The 18,849-nt window shown below is 66.7% G+C and carries 20 protein-coding genes; 9 read left to right on the top strand and 11 right to left on the bottom strand.

What is annotated here, in order from left to right:
• Positions 1-288 precede the first annotated feature (288 nt).
• On the top strand, positions 289-1,674 hold the full coding sequence (locus I55_RS20880) for a hypothetical protein (RefSeq protein WP_044562520.1): 1,386 nt from the start codon (positions 289-291) through the stop codon (positions 1,672-1,674).
• A gap of 152 nt (positions 1,675-1,826) precedes the next feature.
• On the opposite strand, the gene I55_RS20885 is transcribed toward I55_RS20880, so the two are convergent.
• Positions 1,827-2,033, bottom strand: a complete 207-nt coding sequence (locus tag I55_RS20885; protein WP_044562521.1) for a hypothetical protein — start codon at positions 2,031-2,033, stop codon at positions 1,827-1,829.
• Positions 2,034-2,705: 672 nt separating this feature from the next.
• Here I55_RS20885 and dnaK point away from each other — a divergent pair.
• From dnaK to I55_RS20900, 3 genes are all read left to right on the top strand, one after another.
• Positions 2,706-4,625 (top strand): molecular chaperone DnaK, encoded by a 1,920-nt coding sequence (gene dnaK, locus I55_RS20890; protein WP_044562522.1) that lies wholly within the window; start codon positions 2,706-2,708, stop codon positions 4,623-4,625.
• A 164-nt stretch (positions 4,626-4,789) separates the two neighbouring features.
• Positions 4,790-5,932 (top strand): molecular chaperone DnaJ, encoded by a 1,143-nt coding sequence (gene dnaJ, locus I55_RS20895; RefSeq protein WP_044562523.1) that lies wholly within the window; start codon positions 4,790-4,792, stop codon positions 5,930-5,932.
• A 77-nt stretch (positions 5,933-6,009) separates the two neighbouring features.
• Positions 6,010-6,591 carry a TIGR00730 family Rossman fold protein gene (locus tag I55_RS20900; RefSeq protein WP_044562524.1) on the top strand — a complete coding sequence of 194 codons (582 nt, stop codon included), beginning with the start codon at positions 6,010-6,012 and terminating at the stop codon, positions 6,589-6,591.
• A 79-nt stretch (positions 6,592-6,670) separates the two neighbouring features.
• Here I55_RS20900 and I55_RS20905 read toward each other — a convergent pair whose 3' ends face one another.
• The 7 genes from I55_RS20905 to hisB are packed head-to-tail and all read right to left on the bottom strand — an operon-like array spanning position 6,671 to position 10,845.
• Positions 6,671-7,033, bottom strand: coding sequence for a histidine triad nucleotide-binding protein (locus I55_RS20905; protein WP_044562525.1), 363 nt, complete (start codon positions 7,031-7,033; stop codon positions 6,671-6,673).
• Between the two features lie 34 nt (positions 7,034-7,067).
• A complete protein-coding gene (locus I55_RS20910; protein ID WP_252181241.1) occupies positions 7,068-7,385 on the bottom strand; it encodes a phosphoribosyl-ATP diphosphatase in 318 nt (105 codons plus the stop codon).
• A 2-nt stretch (positions 7,386-7,387) separates the two neighbouring features.
• Positions 7,388-8,149 carry an imidazole glycerol phosphate synthase subunit HisF gene (gene hisF / locus I55_RS20915; RefSeq protein ID WP_044562527.1) on the bottom strand — a complete coding sequence of 254 codons (762 nt, stop codon included), beginning with the start codon at positions 8,147-8,149 and terminating at the stop codon, positions 7,388-7,390.
• Positions 8,149-8,889, bottom strand: coding sequence for a 1-(5-phosphoribosyl)-5-[(5-phosphoribosylamino)methylideneamino]imidazole-4-carboxamide isomerase (hisA, locus tag I55_RS20920; protein WP_044562528.1), 741 nt, complete (start codon positions 8,887-8,889; stop codon positions 8,149-8,151). Before hisA ends, hisF begins: the two co-directional genes overlap by 1 nt.
• Positions 8,890-8,907: 18 nt before the next feature.
• The gene (locus tag I55_RS20925; RefSeq protein ID WP_044562529.1) at positions 8,908-9,492 is read right to left on the bottom strand and encodes a GNAT family N-acetyltransferase; all 585 of its coding nucleotides are present in this window, start codon (positions 9,490-9,492) and stop codon (positions 8,908-8,910) included.
• 31 nt (positions 9,493-9,523) lie between these two features.
• On the bottom strand, positions 9,524-10,189 hold the full coding sequence (gene hisH, locus I55_RS20930) for an imidazole glycerol phosphate synthase subunit HisH (RefSeq protein ID WP_044562530.1): 666 nt from the start codon (positions 10,187-10,189) through the stop codon (positions 9,524-9,526).
• Positions 10,190-10,221: 32 nt separating this feature from the next.
• Positions 10,222-10,845, bottom strand: a complete 624-nt coding sequence (hisB, locus tag I55_RS20935) for an imidazoleglycerol-phosphate dehydratase HisB (protein WP_044562531.1) — start codon at positions 10,843-10,845, stop codon at positions 10,222-10,224.
• A gap of 307 nt (positions 10,846-11,152) precedes the next feature.
• Between hisB and I55_RS20940 the strand changes: the two genes are divergently transcribed.
• The 4 genes from I55_RS20940 to I55_RS20955 all read left to right on the top strand — a co-directional run bounded on the left by I55_RS20940 (position 11,153) and on the right by I55_RS20955 (position 14,623).
• On the top strand, positions 11,153-11,992 hold the full coding sequence (locus tag I55_RS20940; protein WP_044562532.1) for a hypothetical protein: 840 nt from the start codon (positions 11,153-11,155) through the stop codon (positions 11,990-11,992).
• A 176-nt stretch (positions 11,993-12,168) separates the two neighbouring features.
• A complete protein-coding gene (gene hslV, locus I55_RS20945; RefSeq protein ID WP_044562533.1) occupies positions 12,169-12,729 on the top strand; it encodes an ATP-dependent protease subunit HslV in 561 nt (186 codons plus the stop codon).
• Between the two features lie 8 nt (positions 12,730-12,737).
• Positions 12,738-14,048 carry an ATP-dependent protease ATPase subunit HslU gene (hslU, locus tag I55_RS20950; protein WP_044562534.1) on the top strand — a complete coding sequence of 437 codons (1,311 nt, stop codon included), beginning with the start codon at positions 12,738-12,740 and terminating at the stop codon, positions 14,046-14,048.
• 299 nt (positions 14,049-14,347) lie between these two features.
• Positions 14,348-14,623, top strand: coding sequence for a hypothetical protein (locus tag I55_RS20955; protein ID WP_148293879.1), 276 nt, complete (start codon positions 14,348-14,350; stop codon positions 14,621-14,623).
• Between the two features lie 151 nt (positions 14,624-14,774).
• Here I55_RS20955 and I55_RS20960 read toward each other — a convergent pair whose 3' ends face one another.
• From I55_RS20960 to I55_RS20970, 3 genes are all read right to left on the bottom strand, one after another.
• Positions 14,775-14,975 carry a hypothetical protein gene (locus I55_RS20960; protein WP_044562536.1) on the bottom strand — a complete coding sequence of 67 codons (201 nt, stop codon included), beginning with the start codon at positions 14,973-14,975 and terminating at the stop codon, positions 14,775-14,777.
• Positions 14,976-15,370: 395 nt separating this feature from the next.
• Positions 15,371-16,621 (bottom strand): dicarboxylate/amino acid:cation symporter, encoded by a 1,251-nt coding sequence (locus tag I55_RS20965; protein ID WP_044562537.1) that lies wholly within the window; start codon positions 16,619-16,621, stop codon positions 15,371-15,373.
• Positions 16,622-16,791: 170 nt separating this feature from the next.
• Positions 16,792-17,835, bottom strand: coding sequence for an amino acid ABC transporter substrate-binding protein (locus I55_RS20970; protein ID WP_044562538.1), 1,044 nt, complete (start codon positions 17,833-17,835; stop codon positions 16,792-16,794).
• Between the two features lie 536 nt (positions 17,836-18,371).
• Between I55_RS20970 and I55_RS20975 the strand changes: the two genes are divergently transcribed.
• Entirely contained in the window at positions 18,372-18,848 is a 477-nt protein-coding gene (locus I55_RS20975; RefSeq protein WP_044562539.1) for a (2Fe-2S)-binding protein, read from the top strand.
• Position 18,849 lies beyond the last annotated feature (1 nt).

Here is an 18,849-nt window from a genome sequence, read left to right on the forward strand (position 1 = left end):
CTGGTGCTGGTGGCGGTGAACGTCGTGCTGCTGGCCATCGCCGGCACGCTGCTCCACCGGGGCTATCGCCTGCGGAACTGATGCCTGTTCCCTCGGGGGGGCCGGGCCTTGGCGATCCTCGTTTTGCGCCAAGTCTTCGCCTAATGCCGTTGGTTGGGCGGGCATTTTCGCGGAATCGCCGCCCCCAGCCATGTGCTGGGGGCGCGGCTGTACTGGCTGGCCTGCTGGCGGAGGGTTTGCAACCGGGGGCCGGCTTGCCTAGAGTGCCGCGCCATGGGACAGCGGACTTTGGATATTGACCTCGCCGGCGGTGACTGGCAGTGGACGGCCGTGCATGGCGGGGCCGTGCGCATTTGCCTGCCCGCGACATGGACCCGGGTTTATCGCGATGATGGCGGCCTGGCCCTGCAATCCCCCATCCTGTGGGCTTCCACCGATGGGCGCGCCGTTGGCGGCCATCCGCTGGATCTGCTGGTCTCGGTGACCACCTACGCCAACGATTACGGCGTGGAGCCCGAGGACGCGCTGCAGTACCTGGACCGTGATCACTTGCTGCCGCCCGGCGTGACCGCCATGGCCTCGGGCGACCGGCGCTGGATCGCCTATTGCGCCTCCCTGCCCGCCGCCCCGCAGGCCGAACAGGCCACCGCCGAGGCCCTGGGCGCCGGCGCCCGCATCCCCGAGGCCCAGATCTTCGTGTGGAAGATGGCGGAGTTCCGTCCGCCGGACCGGGTGTGCGTGGCCACCCTGCAGCTGTACGTCCCGGGTGAGGAGTTCTGGGTGCCTGGCCTGGGCGCGCTGCTCGATCGCCTGGGCGACGAGATCGGGCGCATGGAGTTCGGTAACGCCGAACAGGGGCCGGTCAGCACCGTCACCATGCGCAACATCGTGCATGCCGATATCCTGCGCTTCCGCCTGCCCTGGGATTGGCGGACCAGCGACGAGGAGGCGGACGACCTGGCCGGCGGACCGGAGACCAGCCATTTCCGCCGCCCCGACGCGGGCGAGTCGGATGAATTGCTGCGGGTGGTGGTGCACGACTATCCCCCGCCCGAGGACATGGAGCCCGAGTCGGCCTTGGAAGCGGCGCTGGCCGCCGGGTTGGATTGGGAAGCCGTCACCGCCGAGGAAGGCGACGGCGTGCCCCCGGCCGTGCTGCTGCGCCGCATCGCCGCCCAGTTCGCCGACGGGCCGGACGGCCAGGTGGGACTGGGCAGCGTGGACACCCTGTCGGATGACGAGGTGCTGGCCCGCTTCACCCACACGGCGGTGGAGGATGGGCGCCGCCGGCGCTGCCATTCGTGGCTGCGTGGCGCCGTCGTCGGCGGCCGGGCCACGCTGGCGGTGTTTTCCTACGGCCTGCCGGAAGGGCTGCACGGTTCCCCCATGGCGGTGGACGCCGTGGCCATGCTGGAACGTGAAATCCGCCGCGCCCAGATTGGCGGCTATGAATCCCTGCCCGCTGGCGAGGCCTCAGGCAATGGTGACGATGGGGTGCCGCCGGTCCTGTCCGCCGACTGGCCAGCCGGCGGCTGGGGGGCGAGCGCCTGGGATGATGCCGGCGACGTCCTGGACGGCGATGACGAGGATGGGGAGGGCGATGGCCTTCCCGACTCGGATGAAGAAGACGCTGGGTACCGCCGCCGCAAGGGCGACGACCCCGCCAAGAACTGATCCGGCTTTAAAAAACAGATGAATACCAATGGCCGGGGCGGTCAGTTCAACCGCCTCGGCTATTGGTATTGACGCATGCACGGCTTAAAGGCCCGTCCCCGATCCCCCCGGGGAACGGCCTGCCGGCCGGTGGCGCGGGTCAGCAGCGCTGATCAGCAACGCCCTTGGGGGGTGCCGTCCAGCAGGGACTGCAGGCCGGCGCCACGGGTGTCGGCGCCCTTGGCGGCGTCCTCCGCGGCCAGGGAGGCCAGGCCCAGCAGGTGGACCAGTTCCCCCATGTTATTGCGGCGGGCGTCCAGCGCCAGGTTGTCCAGGCAATGCTTGATGGCGATGGCGGTAGAGCGGCGCGTGTCGGTCATGACTTTGTGCCCCAGGTGTTCGGGCGACCCCTCGCCCGGAGGTCGCGTGACCTCTGAAGTAATTACAGCACAGATCTGGGGATGCAAGTCAACAGGAAGAATAAAACCTCAACCACCGGTACGCAAAGTTGCCGTTGGCGGGGCCGATCTGGTTGTAACAGGGATTAAGTTAAATTTTTGCAGCAATAACGGTCTGTGAATTGGCTTGTTAAATCGCCGTTAATTCTAACTGGAGGTGAACACCCTGGTATTCATACGACATTCACTTGGTACCGATCAGTTCTGACAAATTGTAACTTGGCGAATGAAAGTGGCCGCCTGGCGGCGGCCCCAGCAATGGTGGTGGCATTGCCCGCCGCCCCCTATCGCTGGCCTGGTGGCAGGCTCCTTCCCATACGCGGTAAGGAATAGCGGGACGTATGCCAGGGGTGGAACGGCGCGGATTCCAGCGGCGGGATGCCTCAAAGCCGGTTGCAGCCGGCGCCGGCCCTGCCTATATCTGCGTTGCGATGCGGTCGCTCCCGCTTCCTGGTTTGGGAGGGCCGTTCCGTGGCAGGTGTCCGGAAGGGGCGCTGGGCCATGATCGTGTTGAACGTGTCTCGTTTTAACAGGGGGACCGCCCCGGTGCCGGAAGGGCCGTCGCGCGTCAGCCACATTGGAAGGGTTTGAGCTATGAGCAAAGTCATCGGTATCGATCTGGGAACCACCAATTCCTGCGTGGCCGTGATGGAAGGCACGTCGGCGAAGGTGATCGAGAACGTCGAGGGTGCCCGCACCACGCCGTCCATGACGGCCTTCACCCAGAGCGGCGAGCGTCTGGTCGGCCAGCCGGCGAAGCGCCAGGCGGTGACCAACCCCGAGAACACCCTGTTCGCGATCAAGCGCCTGATCGGCCGCCGTTACGACGACCCGCTGACCCAGAAGGACAAGGGCCTGGTGCCCTACAAGATCGTTTCGGGCGACAACGGCGACGCCTGGGTGGAAGCCCACGGCGACAAGTACAGCCCCAGCCAGGTGTCCGCCTTCATCCTGCAGAAGATGAAGGAAACGGCCGAGAACTACCTCGGTGAAAAAGTGACCCAGGCCGTCATCACCGTCCCCGCCTACTTCAACGACAGCCAGCGCCAGGCGACCAAGGACGCCGGCCGCATCGCCGGTCTTGAAGTGCTGCGCATCATCAACGAACCCACGGCCGCGGCGCTGGCCTACGGCATGGAGAAGAAGGGGTCCGGCATCGTCGCGGTCTACGACCTGGGCGGCGGCACCTTCGACGTGTCCGTGCTGGAAATCGGCGACGGCGTGTTCGAGGTGAAGTCCACCAACGGCGACACCTTCCTGGGCGGCGAGGACTTCGACGCCCGCGTCATCGACTATCTGGCCGACGAGTTCAAGAAGGAGAACGGCATCGATCTCCGCAAGGACCGGCTGGCCCTGCAGCGCCTGAAGGAAGCCGCCGAGAAGGCCAAGATCGAGCTGTCTTCCGCCATGCAGACGGAAGTCAACCTGCCGTTCATCACCGCCGACCAGACCGGTCCGAAGCACCTGAACGTCAAGCTGACCCGCGCCAAGCTGGAAGCCCTGGTCGAGGATTTGGTGGCCCGCACGGTCGAGCCCTGCAAGGCCGCCCTGAAGGACGCCGGCCTGAAGGCCAGCGAGATCGACGAGGTGATCCTGGTCGGCGGCATGACCCGCATGCCCAAGATCATCGAGACGGTGAAGCAGTTCTTCGGCCGGGAGCCGCACCGCGGCGTGAACCCGGACGAGGTGGTGGCCGTCGGCGCCGCCATCCAGGGCGCGGTGCTGAAGGGCGAGGTGAAGGACGTCCTGCTGCTGGACGTGACCCCGCTGTCCCTGGGCATCGAGACCCTGGGCGGCGTGTTCACCCGCCTGATCGACCGCAACACCACCATCCCGACCAAGAAGAGCCAGACCTTCTCCACCGCCGAGGACAACCAGACGGCCGTCACCATCCGCGTCTTCCAGGGTGAGCGCGAGATGGCGGCGGACAACAAGATGCTGGGCCAGTTCGATCTGGTCGGCATCCCATCGGCCCCGCGCGGCGTGCCGCAGATCGAGGTCACCTTCGACATCGACGCCAACGGCATCGTCAACGTCCAGGCCAAGGACAAGGCCACCGGCAAGGAGCAGGTGATCCGCATCCAGGCCTCGGGCGGCCTGTCGGATGCCGACATCCAGCGCATGGTCAAGGAAGCCGAAAGCCACGCCGCCGACGACAAGAAGCGCCGCGAGCTGGTGGAGGCCCGCAACCAGGCCGATGGCCTGATGCACTCCACCGAGCGCACGCTGAAGGAGAACGCCGACAAGCTGCCGGCCGCCGAGAAGGCCGCGGCCGAGAAGGCCGTCGCCGAGCTGAAAACGGCGCTGGAGGGCGAGGACGTGGCCGACATCAAGGCCAAGACCGAAGCCCTGGCCCAGGTCTCCATGAAGCTGGGCGAGGAGCTGTACAAGTCCGGCCAGGACGCCTCGGCCGCTGGTGGTGAAGACCACGGTGCGGCCCACGGCGAAGGGTCGGAGAAGGTCGTCGACGCAGACTTCGAGGAAGTCGACGACGACAAAAAGAAGTCCGCCTAAGTCTTTGTTAAGACGATCCGGGCAATGACTGACTAGGGAATCGGGCCCGTTCTCCGGCGAAACCGGGGGGCGGGCCTGAACCCGATCAGGGCCCCAGGCGGCCCGGTCGGACCCGTCGACAAGATCCCGGTTCCGGCAATTCCCTGAAGGGGCTTAGGGCCGACATGGCGAAACAGGATTATTACGAACTTCTGGGCGTGGCCAAGACCGCCACGGCCGACGATCTCAAAAAAGCGTATCGCAAGCTGGCCATGCAGTATCACCCTGATCGCAATCAGGGCGACAAGGCGGCCGAGCAGAAATTCAAGGAAGTCAGCGAGGCCTACGAGGTCCTGAAGGACGAGCAGAAGCGGGCGGCCTATGACCGCTTCGGCCACGCCGCCTTCGAGAACGGCGGCGGGCGCCCCGGCGCCGGTGCCGGCGGCTTCGACTTCGGCAGTGGCTTCGCCGACATCTTCGAAGAGATGTTCGGCGACTTCATGGGCGGGCGCCGGGGTGGCGGCCAAGGCCCCGGCCGTGGCAGCGACCTGCGCTACAACCTGGAAATCTCGCTGGAGGACGCCTTCAAGGGCACCTCTACCGCCGTGCGCGTGCCGACCTCCGTCGGCTGCGAGGTCTGCAACGGCACAGGCGCGGAGTCAGGGACGCAGCCCGTCACCTGCCCCACCTGCAATGGTGCCGGCAAGGTGCGGGCGCAGCAGGGCTTCTTCACCATCGAACGCACCTGCCCCGCCTGTTCCGGCGCCGGCCGGGTGATCAAGGACCCCTGCCGCAACTGCGGCGGCCAAGGCCGCGTGCGCAAGGAAAAGACGCTGCAGGTCAACATCCCGGCCGGTGTCGAGGACGGCACCCGCATCCGCCTGTCAGGCGAGGGCGAGGCCGGGGCCAGGGGGGCGCCGCCCGGCGACCTCTACATCTTCCTCGCCATCGCCCCGCACGCGCTGTTCATCCGCGACGGCGCCAACATCCAGTGCCGGGTGCCCATCCCCATGACCACGGCGGCCCTGGGCGGCACGGTCGAGGTGCCGACCATCGACGGCAGCCGCGCCCGCGTCTCCATCCCGCCGGGCACCCAGAGCGGCCACCAGTTCCGCCTGAAGAGCAAGGGCATGAGCGTGCTGCGCAGCAGCCAGCGCGGCGACATGTATGTGACCGCCCTGGTGGAAACCCCGGTCAACCTGAACAAGCGCCAGCAGGAACTGCTGCGCGAGTTCGAGAAGGCTGGCGAGGAGAAGGGCGGCACCCATCCCGAGTCGGAAGGCTTCTTCGCCAAGGTGAAGGAGCTGTGGGCCGACCTGAAGGAATAAGGTTTTGGCATCGCGCCGGCGCGCCGCCCCTCCGTTGAGGGGGACGCGCCGGCGTTTTCATTTGTGGGGGGCACCACATGCGGCGTCTGTGCGTTTTCTGCGGTTCCAGCCCCGGCTTCGAGCCGCACTTCCTTGAGGCCGCGCGCGGCCTGGGCCGGGCCCTGGCCGAGGCCGGCATCGGCCTGGTCTACGGCGGTGCCTCCGTCGGCCTGATGGGCGCCGTGGCCGACGCCGTGCTGGCGGCCGGCGGCGACGTCATCGGCGTCATCCCGGAATCCCTGAAGAAGAAGGAAATCGCGCACGCCGGCCTGACCGACCTGCGCGTCGTCGCCTCCATGCATGAGCGCAAGGCCCTGATGGCGGAGCTGTCGGACGGCTTCATCGCCCTGCCCGGCGGCATCGGCACCTTCGAGGAACTGTTCGAGGTCTGGACCTGGGCCCAGCTGGGCCACCACCAGAAGCCCTGCGCCATCTACAACGTCGCCGGTTTCTATGATGGCCTGACCGCCTTCCTGGACGGCGTAGTCACGGCCGGCTTCATGAAGCAGAACCACCGCGACATGCTGGTGACCGCCGATACCGCCGAAAGCCTGCTGGACAAGCTGCGCGCCTATGAGCCGCCGGCCGTCACCAAATGGATCAAGGCGGACGAGCGCTGACCGGCACATGGATGCCCAAATGAAAAAGGCCGCCAGGGCAACCCCGGCGGCCTTTTTTTCATTCGGAATAATCTGCCCTTTACAGCGGCGTCACCAGCCGGCCCAACTGTCGCCCGCCCAGGATGTGGACATGATAGTGCGGCACTTCCTGGTGGCTGTCGGGGCCGTGGTTGGAGATCAGGCGGTAGCCCGAGCCTTCCACGCCCGCCTCCGCCGCGATGCGGCTGACGGCACGGGTGAAGGCGGCGATTTCCGCGTCGCTGGCCGTGGCGCCGAAGTCGGCGGCGCTGACATAGGCGCCCTTGGGGATCACCAGGATGTGCGTGGGCGCCTGCGGGTGGATGTCGTGGAAGGCCAGGACGTGGTCGTCCTCATAGGCCTTCCTGCACGGGATCTCGCCCCTCAGGATGCGGGCGAAGATGTTGTTGGAATCATACGCCATGGCACTTCCTCGTCAGCGGATGGTTGAGTAGGGATCAGCCCTTGCGGTTCTTCTTCTCATCGATGCCGCTGACGCCCTGGCGGGCGGCCAGCACGGTGTAGACGTCGTCGGGCGTCAAGCCTGCGTCGGCCCACAGCACCAGCAGATGATAGAGCAGGTCGGCCGATTCCGATGCCAGCTTGTCGCGGTCGCCGCGCATGGCCTCGATCACCGCCTCCACCGCCTCCTCACCCACCTTCTGGGCGATCTTGGCGGTGCCCCGGCTGAACAGGCGGGCGGTGTGCGATTTCTCCGGATCCCCGCCCTTGCGGGCCAGGATGGTGGCGTAGAGGTCCTTCAGGGGATCGGCCACGATCACGCCCCCCGCATGGGAATGCCGGCGGCGGCCATGTGGGCCTTGGCCTCGGCGATGGAATAAGTGCCGAAATGGAAGATGCTGGCGGCCAGCACGGCCGAGGCATGGCCCTGGGTCACGCCGTCTACCAGATGGTCCAGGGTGCCGACACCGCCCGAGGCGATCACCGGCACCGGCACGGCGTCGGCCACGGCGCGGGTAAGTTCCAGATCAAAGCCGCTCTTGGTGCCGTCGCGGTCCATGGAGGTCAGCAGGATTTCGCCGGCGCCGTATTCCGCCATGCGTTGGGCCCACTCCACCGCGTCCAGCCCCGTTTCCTTGCGGCCGCCGTGGGTGTAGACGCCCCAGTGCCCATCCGGGCCACGCTTGGCGTCGATGCCGACCACCACGCACTGGGCGCCGAACTTCTGCGCCGCCTCGCGCACGAATTCCGGCCGGCTGACGGCGGCGCTGTTGATCGAGACCTTGTCGGCGCCGGCCAGCAGCAGCTTGCGGATGTCCTCCACCGTGCGCACGCCGCCGCCCACGGTCAGGGGCATGAACACCTGTTCCGCCGTGCGGCGCACCACGTCGAAGATTGTGTCCCGGCCCTCGTGGCTGGCGGTGATGTCCAGGAAGGTCAGCTCGTCCGCCCCGGCGGCGTCATACAGCCGCGCCTGTTCCACGGGATCGCCCGCGTCCACCAGGTCGACGAAGTTCACGCCCTTGACGACGCGCCCGTCCTTCACGTCCAGGCAGGGGATGATGCGGCGCTTCAGCATCACGCGTCTCCCAAGGGGCGGTTCAGCAGGCCCAGCGCCGCCACGGGGTCGATGCGGCCGTCATAGAGGGCGCGGCCGCAGATGACGCCGGTGATGCCGGTGGCCTCCTGCCGCTTAAGCGCCGCCAGGTCGGCGATGCTGGACACCCCGCCCGAGGCGATGACCGGGGTGGTGAGGTGGGAGGCCAGGTCGGCCGTCGCTTCCACGTTCACCCCGCCCAGGGCGCCGTCGCGGTCGATGTCGGTGTAGATGATGGCGGCCACGCCGGCATCCTCGAACTTCAGCGCCAGATCCAGGGCCGTGAGGTCGGAGGCCTCGGCCCAGCCCTCCACCGCCACCCGGCCCTCGCGGGCGTCGATGCCCACGGCCACGCGGCCGGGGAACAGGCGGCAGGCCTGCTTCACCAGGTCCGGGTCGCGCACGGCGATGGTGCCCAGGATCACCCGCTCCACCCCGCGCTTCAGCCAGTCCTCGATGGTGGCGAGGTCGCGGATGCCGCCGCCCAGCTGCACCGGCAGCTTCACCCGGTTCAGGATGGCGGCCACGGCGTCGCCGTTGACCGGCCGGCCGGCGAAGGCGCCGTTCAGGTCCACCAGATGCAGCCATTCGAAGCCCTGGGCGGCGAACCGCGCCGCCTGGTCGGCCGGGTCGGTGTTGAACACCGTCGCCTGGTCCATGTCGCCGCGCACCAGGCGCACGCAGTTGCCGTCCTTGAGGTCGATGGCCGGATAGATGATCATGGGGTCGCCCTGGTCCTGCTATTGGGGCCGGTCTTCGTGCCGGCTGGTCTCGGTTTCCGTCAGGTCTTTATAGAAGAACAGGCCGGGGACATCCCGGCCGTCCACCCGCGCATAGTGGGGATGGCTGCCCCATTCGATGTACCCCAGCGCGCGGTACAGCGCGATGGCGGCGTGCTGCGTCGCCCGCACGTCCAGGTTCAGGATGCGGAAGCCGGCCTTGCGGCCCTCTTCTTCGACCGCCAGGGTCAGGGCCCGGGCCAGGCCGTGGCCGCGTGCCCAGGGGGCGACGAAGCTGGTGGTCAGGGTGCAGGCGAAGCTCTGCGCCTCATTGTTGCGGGTTGGGCGCACCAGCTGGGCCGACCCGGCGATGACACCGTCCAGGCGGCCCACCACCAGCGTGCGCTCCGGCACCACCATCACGCCCTTCCAGTAGCGCTCCATGGCCTCGCGCGCCGGCGGCGTCACCCAGCCGAAGCCGCCGCCGTCGCGGATGGCCAGGTCGGCGGCGTCGCACAGGTCGTCCATGTCGCCGGCCCGAATACGCTCCACCACCTCCACGGTGACCTGGGCGCTGGGGGAGGCCGGCTGGTGGGAACCGGTCATGGGCTACCTCGGGTTGGGTGACGGGGGCGGGTCAGGGCGTCCAGGCCAGGAAATTGGCGATCAGCTTCAGGCCGGTGGCCTGGCTTTTCTCCGGATGGAACTGGGTACCCGCCAGGTTGTCGCGGCCGACCAGGGCGGGAATGGACCCGGCGTAGTCGGCATGGGCCTTCAGCAGGGCGGGGTCGCCCACCTTCAGGCCATAGGAATGGACGAAATAGACATGGGACCCGGCCGCGATGCCGGCCAGCAGGGGGTGGTCCGGCTGGTCCAGCACCAGCTCGTTCCAGCCCATGTGCGGAATTTTCAACGCGGGATCGGCCGGCGCCAATCGTTCCACCACCGCATCGATCCAGCCCAGGCCTGGGTGAACGCCATGCTCCCGGCCCTCGCGCGCCATCAGCTGCATGCCGACGCAGATGCCCAGGAAGGGCTGGCCGCGGCGGATCACCGCCTCCTCCAGCGCGTCGCGCAGGCCGTCCACGGCCAGCAGTCCGCCCATGCAGTCGGCGAAGGCGCCCACGCCCGGCAGGATGACGCGGTCGGCCTTGGCGATGGCGTCGGGGTCGGCGGTGACGGCGACCGTCAGGCCATGGTGCCCCGCCTCATGCGCCGCGCGCTCCACCGCCTTGGCGGCGGAACGCAGGTTGCCGGAGCCGTAGTCGATCAGCGCCACGGAAGCGGGGGAGGTCGCGGTCATGGGGGCGAACCCTGGCTGGCAAGAAGGAAGGATTAGAGCGAACCGCCCAGCACACCCTTGGTGGAGGGCACGGCGTCGGCCTTGCGCGGGTCGATCTCGATGGCGGCGCGCAGGGCCCGGGCCAGGGCCTTGTAACAACTCTCCACGATGTGGTGGTTGTTCTCCCCGTACAGGTTTTCCATGTGCAGGGTGGCACCGGCGGCGAACGCGAAGGCCTGGAACCATTCCTTGAACAGTTCCGTGTCCATCTCGCCCAGCTTGTCGCGGGTGAACCCGACCTTCCAGATCAGGTAGGGCCGGTTGGACAGGTCGATGGCCGCGCGGGTCAGCGTCTCATCCATGGGGATGTAGGCGTGGCCATAGCGGTTGATGCCGCGCCGGTCGCCCAGCGCCCTGGCCACGGCCTCGCCGATGGCGATGCCGGTGTCCTCGGTCGTATGGTGGAAATCGATGTGCAGGTCGCCCACCGCGCGCACCGTCAGGTCGATGAGCGAATGGCGCGACAGCTGCTCCAGCATATGGTCAAGAAAGCCGATGCCGGTCGACACGTCGTAGCGGCCGGTACCGTCGAGATCCACGGTCACGCTGATCTGCGTTTCCTTGGTCTTGCGCTCCACAGTGCTGCTGCGGGCGCCTGCTGGTTCGTTCCTGTCCATAAACACTACTTAGCAGCAAGGCTGTTACCGTGAAAGGGCCGCAAGGCCCTGTTTGGCGCATGGGTGGTCGTTGCGGGCGGTGATTTACGGCACCATTTTCGTGCAGGGGGCGCATGTGCCCGTCGAGGGGTTTGGGGCGGCCCCGAACGACGGCGTTGCCGACCCGTTCACAAACGATAGTCCATTTTATTTTTTCTCTCTTTGATGGAATGTCTTGGGCCGGATGGTGTAGCCTTTGATCGTAAAAGCTTGTGTATCGTCAACCCGATTGATCTCGATCTGAATGTCAGGGCAGAGGGATGTTGACATGACCAGTTCCGATTTATTCAGCGTGATGAATGCCGGCGCTGGTCAGTCGGTTCTCAAATTCGCGCTGGGTAAAAAAGGCCAAGCCACGATGTCCGATACGGCAAGCGCCTTGTTCCAGCCCGGCAAGGCGTCCGCCGTCGCGAAGACGTTTGGTACCGTGTCGACCCAGGGCAAGAGCGGTGTCTCCGCGGCAAGCGGCGATGCGGTGACGGTTAGCAAGTTGGGGGTGGCCTTGACCGGGCGGGCCGCGGATTTCTTCAACGTGATGGACGACAAGGCCAAAGCGAAGCTGGAGGGCTTGGTGAACAGCGGCCAGGTCAGCGCTGAAGACGCCGTGAAGGGCCTGCAATATTGGGCGGACAGCACCAGCTTCTACAAGGCGATGGAACAGGTGCCGCTGTCCAGTGATGAGAAGGTTCTGGCGACGCGGCGGGATGACCAGCAGGCGGCGGCGCAAGCCGCGTATGGGGCGGTGTTTTCAGCCGTCGAGGATACCGGTGCCATTCAGCAGCAAATCCAGAATCTGACCGACTCGGGAAAGGCCATACCCGACGACTTGATGGCACAATATCAGGCCTCTGTGACCCAGGCGTCGGCGCTGGGGGTGACGGCCGCCGCCGCCCAGGATCAAGCCGCGAACGCCCGATCCGCTAACGCTACGATCTTCCAGGATCATTTCAAAGTCGTTGCCGCCGCGAAGGCGGCTTCCGGCCACCCCGACGGTGCCGTCCTTTACAATCCCGACGATAAGGCCGCAGCCGACCGCCTCGGGGCGGCCGGGTTCACCCAGTTGGATCTGAGGGGCACCAACGACGCCTATCCGGCCATCGCGCTTTAAGCGCTCACGACCTTTCTGACGCCATCAAGGCCGGGCCCCATCCCAGGGGTCCGGCCTTTCGGTTTTGGGCGGGAGCCAGGGCGGCGACCGCCGCCCTGGCTTGACCCGCATCATCGCCATCCCACATACCGTGGGCCCTTATCCGATTTCCCGTTTTCCAACCGGAACCGCTTCCCATGTCCGACTACGGCAAGACCCACGACCCCATCCAGTGGCACGGCACCACCATCCTTTCCATCCGCAAGAACGGGCAGGTGGTGGTGGCCGGTGACGGCCAGGTGTCGGTGGGCAACACGGTGATGAAGTCCAACGCCCGCAAGGTCCGTCCCCTGGCCGGCGGGTCCGTCATGGCCGGCTTCGCCGGCGCCACGGCGGACGCCATGACCCTGTTCGAACGCCTGGAAGCCAAGCTGGAACAGTATCCGGGCCAGCTGACCCGCGCCGCCGTGGAGCTGGCCAAGGACTGGCGCACGGACCGTTACCTGCGCCGGCTGGAGGCGATGATGGCCGTGGCCGATAAAAACGCCAGCCTGATCCTGACCGGCAACGGCGACGTGCTGGAGCCGGAGGACGGCATCATCGGCATCGGCTCCGGCGGCGCCTATGCCCTGGCCGCCGCCCGCGCCCTGATCGACCTGCCCGACCTGGACGCGGAGGCCATCGCCCGCAAGGCGCTGGGCATCGCCGCCGACATCTGCGTCTACACCAACCGCAACATCACCCTGGAAAAGCTGTGAGCCCGGCGATGACCTCGTTCTCCCCCCGCGAAATCGTCTCGGAACTGGACCGCTACATCGTCGGCCAGAAGGACGCCAAGCGCGCCGTCGCCATCGCGCTGCGCAACCGCTGGCGCCGCCAGCAGCTGCCCGAAGGGTTGAAGGAGGAGGTTTTGCCCAAGAACATCCTCATGATCGGCCCCACCGGCGTGGGCAAGACGGAGATCGCCCGCCGCCTGGCCAAGCTGGCCCAGGCCCCCTTCCTGAAGGTGGAGGCGACCAAGTTCACGGAGGTGGGCTATGTCGGCCGCGACGTGGAGCAGATCGTCCGCGACCTGGTGGAGATCGCCATCACCCTGACGCGCCAGCGCCTGCGCAAGGAAGTGGCGGCCAAGGCCGAACTGCGCGCCGAGGAACGGGTGCTGGACGCCCTGGTGGGAGAGGGCGCCTCGGCCGAGACCCGGCAGAAGTTCCGCAAGATGTTGCGCGAAGGCCAGCTGAACGACAAGGAGATCGAAATCCAGGTGCAGGACAACGCCGCGTCCGCCCCGGCCTTCGACATCCCCGGCATGCCCGGCGGCAGCATGAGCATGATCAACCTGGGCGACATCTTCGGCAAGGCCTTCGCCGGCCGCACCAAGCCCCGCCGCATGACGGTGGCCGAAAGCCACACCGTGCTGATGGCCGAGGAATCCGACAAGCTGTTGGACAATGAGACGGTGGTGGCCGAGGCCATCCACGCCGTGGAGCAGAACGGCATCGTCTTCCTGGATGAGATCGACAAGATCACCGCCCGCTCCGAGAACCGGGGCGGCGGGGACGTCAGCCGTGAAGGCGTGCAGCGCGACCTGCTGCCGCTGATCGAAGGCACGACGGTCAACACCAAGCACGGTGCGGTGAAGACCGACCACATCCTGTTCATCGCCTCCGGCGCCTTCCACGTCGCCAAGCCGTCCGACCTGCTGCCGGAACTGCAGGGCCGCCTGCCCATCCGTGTGGAACTGAAGCCCCTGACCGAGGAGGATTTCCGCCGCATCCTGACCGAGCCTGAGGCCAGCCTGATCAAGCAGTACGTGGCCCTGCTGAAGACCGAGGACGTGACCCTCAGCTTCACCGACGACGCCATCGACGAGCTGGCGCGCCTGGCGGTGCAAATCAACAGCACGGTGGAGAACATCGGCGCGCGGCGCCTGCACACCGTGCTGGAACGCCTGCTGGAGGAGATCAGCTTCACCGCCGCCGACCAGGGCGGCAGCACCGTCGCCATCGATGCGGCCTATGTGCGGGGGAAGGTGTCGGACCTGGCCAAGAACGCCGACCTCAGCAAGTTCATCCTGTAAGCCATCCCCTGCGGAAGGCATAGATAAGGGCGGGGCCGCAAGGTCCCGCCCTTTTGCTATCAGGGCGGGTGTCTGTCCTTCAACCCCATCCCGAAACGGTGGTGGACGGGGCCCCATGCCTGGGGATGGACGCCAGGATGCCGCCGCGCTGCTGTGCAGCAGACAACGGTGTCTGTGCCATTTAATCCATTAACAGGTCATTTGACTTAAATTTCTCTTGGGGCCGAAGGTGTGTGATCTATGACACAGAGAATCTCTTTAATGAAAATATAGACTAACTATACCTAAAGGGGGGTTTGATGACCCCGCCGCGTAACTTTATTGTTCACGCACAGGATCAACCCAGGAAGCGGACATCCGGGGGCAAGATGAACGGCGACGCGAGCGAGACGGTGGCGGATCTGCCACTGGTGCAGATGGGACCCAGAACGGACAAAAGCGCCGGCCGCTGGCTGCTGCTGCTGCTGACCGCCGTGGGCATGATCCTTTTCGCCGCATGGTCGTCGTCTGGTGAAAGCAACGCCGCGCAGTCCAAAGTACCCGCCCAACTATCGGATGCCCCGGCTGAACGCTGAACTTGCGCAACAAGCAGGCGTTTACCGGGCGGCCTTGGGGCCGCCCTTTTCATTTGGCGATGTGCGCGACATCAGGCCGGCGCTTCATCGGCGGGATGCTGCCAGCCTGCCCACTGGCAGCTCATCCCGGGGTTAATCAACGGTCCTTGATTCAGGCATGCCCCAGCGCCGGTTCCGGCACGGGGGGCTTCACCGGTGCCGCCTTGACGGCGGGCTTGGCGGTCTTCTGGGCCATGCTGCGCATCAGCTTCAGGACATCGTCGCGGTAAACGCCATCGCGCTCCATCACCAGACGGACAACGGGGTCCTCCAGCAGGTCGGTCAGGCGGGGTTCGTGGTGCGCCATCATCATGTCTCACCCTCCCTTCTTGGGCTTGGTCCAAGCCTGTTCCAGGCTTCCGGGTTCCAGGCCCACTCCGTCTTTAAAAGCACGCGGAATGGGCCAGCCGTCGCCATGGGGCATATATGAGCATGGCAGACGGCTATGACAGGGGGATGTCGGGTTTATGGCCGCTGATGTCAGCGGCCATGCGGCATACCCTTACTGTACATGCGGTTCCACGGCGGCACCCGCCCCAAACCATCGCCCATCGAACGGGGTAGGGCACCTGGCCGCAGGCGGCCGGGGCAAGGCCCGGCAAAGCAAGGGCTTGGGCGAAGGTGCCCCAAGCAAAAACGGCGAGCCCGGAGGCTCGCCGTTGGTGGGCGCGCGCCATTCCGCCGCCCCGGGGACTTTCGAGCGCCTGGTTAGATGTCTTCTTCCCCGTCGGCCAGGTGCCCCTTGCCCAGCAGGCCCTCCCACTTGGCGATGACGGCGGCGGCGACGGAGACGCCGACCACGTTGGTGGCGCTGCGGCCCATGTCCAGCAGATGGTCGACGGCCAGGACCAGCAGCATGCCCTCCTGTGGGATGTGGAAGTAGGGCAGGGCGGCGGCGATGACCACCAGCGAGGCGCGCGGCACGCCGGCGATGCCCTTGCTGGTCAGCAGCAGCAGGCCCAGCATCTCCACCTGCTGACCGATGCTGATGTGGATGCCATAGGCCTGGGCGATGAACATGGTGGCGAAGGTGCAGTAGATCATCGAGCCGTCGAGGTTGAACGAATACCCCAGCGGCAGGACGAAGCTGACAACCTTGCGGGCGGCGCCAAAGGCCTGCAGCCGTTCCAGCGTGCGGGGGTACGCCGCCTCGGAACTGGCGGTGGAGAAGGCCAGCAGCACCGGCTGGCGGATGGCGCCCACCAGTTCGCGCACCCGGCCGCCGATGAAGGGTACCGCCGCCAGCAGCAGCAGGGCCCACAGCATCGCCATGGCGATGTAGAAGCCGCCCACGAACTGGACGTAGGTGCCCAGCACCTGCAGGCCCTGCTTCGTCACCGTGACCGCCAGTGCCGCGAAGATGGCGAAGGGCGCGAACATCATGACGTAGCTGGTGATCTTCAGCATGACGGTGGCGATCTGTTCCACCAGGTGGACCACCGCCGGCACCTTCTCCTTCACCGAGGCGATGGCGATGCCGGCGAAGATGGAGAAGACGACGATCTGCAGGATCTCGTTGTTGGCCATGGCCTCGATCACCGAGCGGGGAACCGTGTGCTCGATGAAATTCTTTAGGGTGAAGACGGCGGCATCCGGCGCCTTGCCCCCGGCGGTGGGGTCGGGCAGGGCCATGCCCACGCCAGGTTGCAGGATCTGCACCATGACCAGGCCCAGGGCCAGCGAAACGATACCGGCCAACAGGAACCAGCCCAGCGTCTTCACACCCACCCGGCCGATGGCGGCCACATCCTCCATATGCGCGATGCCCACCACCAGGGTGGAGAACACCAGGGGCGCGATGATCATCTTGATCAGGCGCAGGAAGACGTCGGTGACGATGGACAGGGTGCTGGCCAGGGCATCGCCGTCGGCCGCGGGCAGGCTGTGGCCCACCGCCCCGACCGCGATGCCAGCGACCATCGCGCCCAGGACGAACAGGGTGAAGCGCTTTTGCTGCATTGAAACCTATCCCCCGGTGGCCGGCCCGCCCCCGGGGGCGAACCCGCGGGCGCTGTTAAGGCCGGTCAAATTTTCTGTTGCTGTCTACTTGCCCTGAAACCGCTTCCGACACAATCGCCGCCTGCGGCCCATGCCCCATCCCTGTCGAAATCGCCAGCTTTTCCCGGTCCCTACCGGATGGGCATGGCATACATCAGGCCGCCCCGGTTCCAGAGGGCGTTCAGCCCCCGCTCCAGCCGCAGGACGGAGTTCCGGCCCACGTTGCGCTCGAACACCTCGCCATAGTTGCCCACCTGGGTGATGATGCGCACGGCCCACTGGTCATCCAGGCCCAGGGCCTTGCCCAGGCCAACGCCGGCGCCCACGCCCAGCAGGCGCTGCACGCCCGGCGCGCTTGAGGCCAGGTTGTCGCGCACGTTGGCCTTGGTGACGCCCCGTTCCTCCGCCTCGATCAGGGCGAACACCGTCCATTTGACGATGTCGAACCACTGCCCGTCGCCCTTGCGCACGGCCGGCGCCAGCGGCTCCTTGGAGATCAGCTCGGGCAGGATCAGATAGTCGTCGGCGCTGACCGTCTGCGCCGCCCGGGTGGCGGCCAGGGCCGAGGCGTCGGTGGTGTAGGCGTCGCAGCGGCCCTGGAAGAAGGCGTCCACCAGTTCGCGCAGGTCCTCGATGGCCAGCGGCTTGTAGCTCATGCCGGTGGACTGGAAGTAATCGGCCAGGTTCAGCTCTGTGGTGGTGCCCTGCTGCACGCAGATGGTGGCGCCGTTCAACTCACGCACGCCGCGGGCCCCGAGCGAGCGGCGGATCATGAAGGCCTGGCCGTCGTAATAGACCGGCGGGGCGAACTCCATGCCCTCGGTGTCGCGGCTCAGCGTCCAGGTGGTGTTGCGCGACAGCAGGTCGATCTCCCCCGACAGCAGGCTGCTGAAGCGCTGCCGGCCGCTGAGCGGGATGAACTGCACCTTGCGGGCGTCGCCCAGCACGGCGGCGGCCACGGCGCGGCAGATGTCCACGTCCAGGCCCGTCCACTCCCCCTGGCTGTCCGGCGCGCCAAAGCCCGGCAGCCCGGTGTTGACGCCGCAGCGCAGGGTGCCGCGCTGGCGCACCTGCTCCAGCGTGCCGGTAGTTGTGCCGGTGGTGGTTGGGGCGGCGGCCGATGCCGCGCGCGAGGCCGGCGAACCGGTCGCCAGGGCCAGGCCCAGGATCAGCATCCCCACCGGACGCGCCCACCGCTGCCGCATCATATCCCCCATGCCCGGCCAGACGCCTAACCATTTGGCGCCCAAGGCTTCACCGCCGTCACTGGGGAAGATACAAAAGGCCCGCGCGCGCGCCTAGGGTGCAATGGCTGGCGCCGGCAGGAAAGCCGCGAACGAACAATGGACCCCGCTGTTGGGAAGACGCGAAACAAACGCTATATTTGAATGGAAATAACGGGCATCGCCAAGTAAAGGCGTGGAACGATGCCGCGATTGGTCCCCATATGGGAAGAATTAGACCAATCCGCAAGTCCTCCAATTGGCCGAATTGGCCATTTCTACACCGATGTGGTAAATGCAGTTCTTACGACGGGCGTGGGGCTGCCCGCCGTCCGCATCCCGTATTCCCTGCCGCCTTCCTCTCCCGTCCGCCCGCATCGGTACTGGAACCACGAAGGCGTTCGCCCGCGCGGCCCCCGCAGGGGTGGCGTTGGCGGCGGGAAGGGGGATGTCCAACACGACCTGCCCCCAGGATTGGAATCCAACCCATGCCGCCCATCAAACTCACCCTCAATGGAAAGCCCTGGTCGGTCGACGCCGATCCCGACATGCCCCTGCTCTGGGCGGTGCGGGAAATCGCGGGCAAGACGGGGTCCAAGTTCGGCTGCGGCGCCGCCCAGTGCGGTGCCTGCACCATGCATGTCGACGGCCAGCCCGTGCGCTCCTGCTCCACCCCCATCGGGTCCATCGCCGGGTCCAAGGTGACCACGATCGAGGGCATAGCGGAAGGCCCGCAGGCAAAGGTGGCCAAGGCGGTGCAGGACGCCTGGATCAAGTTGGACGTGGTCCAGTGCGGCTACTGCCAGTCCGGCCAGATCATGTCCGCGGTGGCGCTGCTGACCGACACGCCCAAGCCCACCGACCAGGACATCGACAGCGCCATGAACGGCAACCTGTGCCGCTGTTCCACCTATGTCCGCATTCGCGCCGCCATCCACGAGGCGGCCAAGGCGCTGGAGATCTGAC

Source organism: Azospirillum sp. B4 (assembly GCF_000333275.1).
Lineage (GTDB): Bacteria > Pseudomonadota > Alphaproteobacteria > Azospirillales > Azospirillaceae > Nitrospirillum.

Excerpts from the sequence above, each read along its gene's own strand:
- I55_RS20900 (WP_044562524.1), top strand. The coding sequence starts at position 6,010 with ATGCGGCGTCTGTGCGTTTTCTGCGGTTCCAGCCCCGGCTTCGAGCCG.
- hisF (WP_044562527.1), bottom strand. The coding sequence starts at position 8,149 with ATGCTGAAGCGCCGCATCATCCCCTGCCTGGACGTGAAGGACGGGCGC.
- hslV (WP_044562533.1), top strand. The coding sequence starts at position 12,169 with ATGTCCGACTACGGCAAGACCCACGACCCCATCCAGTGGCACGGCACC.
- I55_RS20960 (WP_044562536.1), bottom strand. The coding sequence starts at position 14,975 with ATGATGATGGCGCACCACGAACCCCGCCTGACCGACCTGCTGGAGGAC.
- I55_RS20975 (WP_044562539.1), top strand. The coding sequence starts at position 18,372 with ATGCCGCCCATCAAACTCACCCTCAATGGAAAGCCCTGGTCGGTCGAC.
- I55_RS20925 (WP_044562529.1), bottom strand. The coding sequence starts at position 9,492 with ATGACCGGTTCCCACCAGCCGGCCTCCCCCAGCGCCCAGGTCACCGTG.
- I55_RS20940 (WP_044562532.1), top strand. The coding sequence starts at position 11,153 with ATGACCAGTTCCGATTTATTCAGCGTGATGAATGCCGGCGCTGGTCAG.
- I55_RS20970 (WP_044562538.1), bottom strand. The coding sequence starts at position 17,835 with ATGCTGATCCTGGGCCTGGCCCTGGCGACCGGTTCGCCGGCCTCGCGC.
- I55_RS20965 (WP_044562537.1), bottom strand. The coding sequence starts at position 16,621 with ATGCAGCAAAAGCGCTTCACCCTGTTCGTCCTGGGCGCGATGGTCGCT.
- hisB (WP_044562531.1), bottom strand. The coding sequence starts at position 10,845 with ATGGACAGGAACGAACCAGCAGGCGCCCGCAGCAGCACTGTGGAGCGC.
- dnaJ (WP_044562523.1), top strand. The coding sequence starts at position 4,790 with ATGGCGAAACAGGATTATTACGAACTTCTGGGCGTGGCCAAGACCGCC.
- hisA (WP_044562528.1), bottom strand. The coding sequence starts at position 8,889 with ATGATCATCTATCCGGCCATCGACCTCAAGGACGGCAACTGCGTGCGC.
- hslU (WP_044562534.1), top strand. The coding sequence starts at position 12,738 with ATGACCTCGTTCTCCCCCCGCGAAATCGTCTCGGAACTGGACCGCTAC.
- hisH (WP_044562530.1), bottom strand. The coding sequence starts at position 10,189 with ATGACCGCGACCTCCCCCGCTTCCGTGGCGCTGATCGACTACGGCTCC.
- dnaK (WP_044562522.1), top strand. The coding sequence starts at position 2,706 with ATGAGCAAAGTCATCGGTATCGATCTGGGAACCACCAATTCCTGCGTG.
- I55_RS20885 (WP_044562521.1), bottom strand. The coding sequence starts at position 2,033 with ATGACCGACACGCGCCGCTCTACCGCCATCGCCATCAAGCATTGCCTG.
- I55_RS20905 (WP_044562525.1), bottom strand. The coding sequence starts at position 7,033 with ATGGCGTATGATTCCAACAACATCTTCGCCCGCATCCTGAGGGGCGAG.
- I55_RS20955 (WP_148293879.1), top strand. The coding sequence starts at position 14,348 with ATGACCCCGCCGCGTAACTTTATTGTTCACGCACAGGATCAACCCAGG.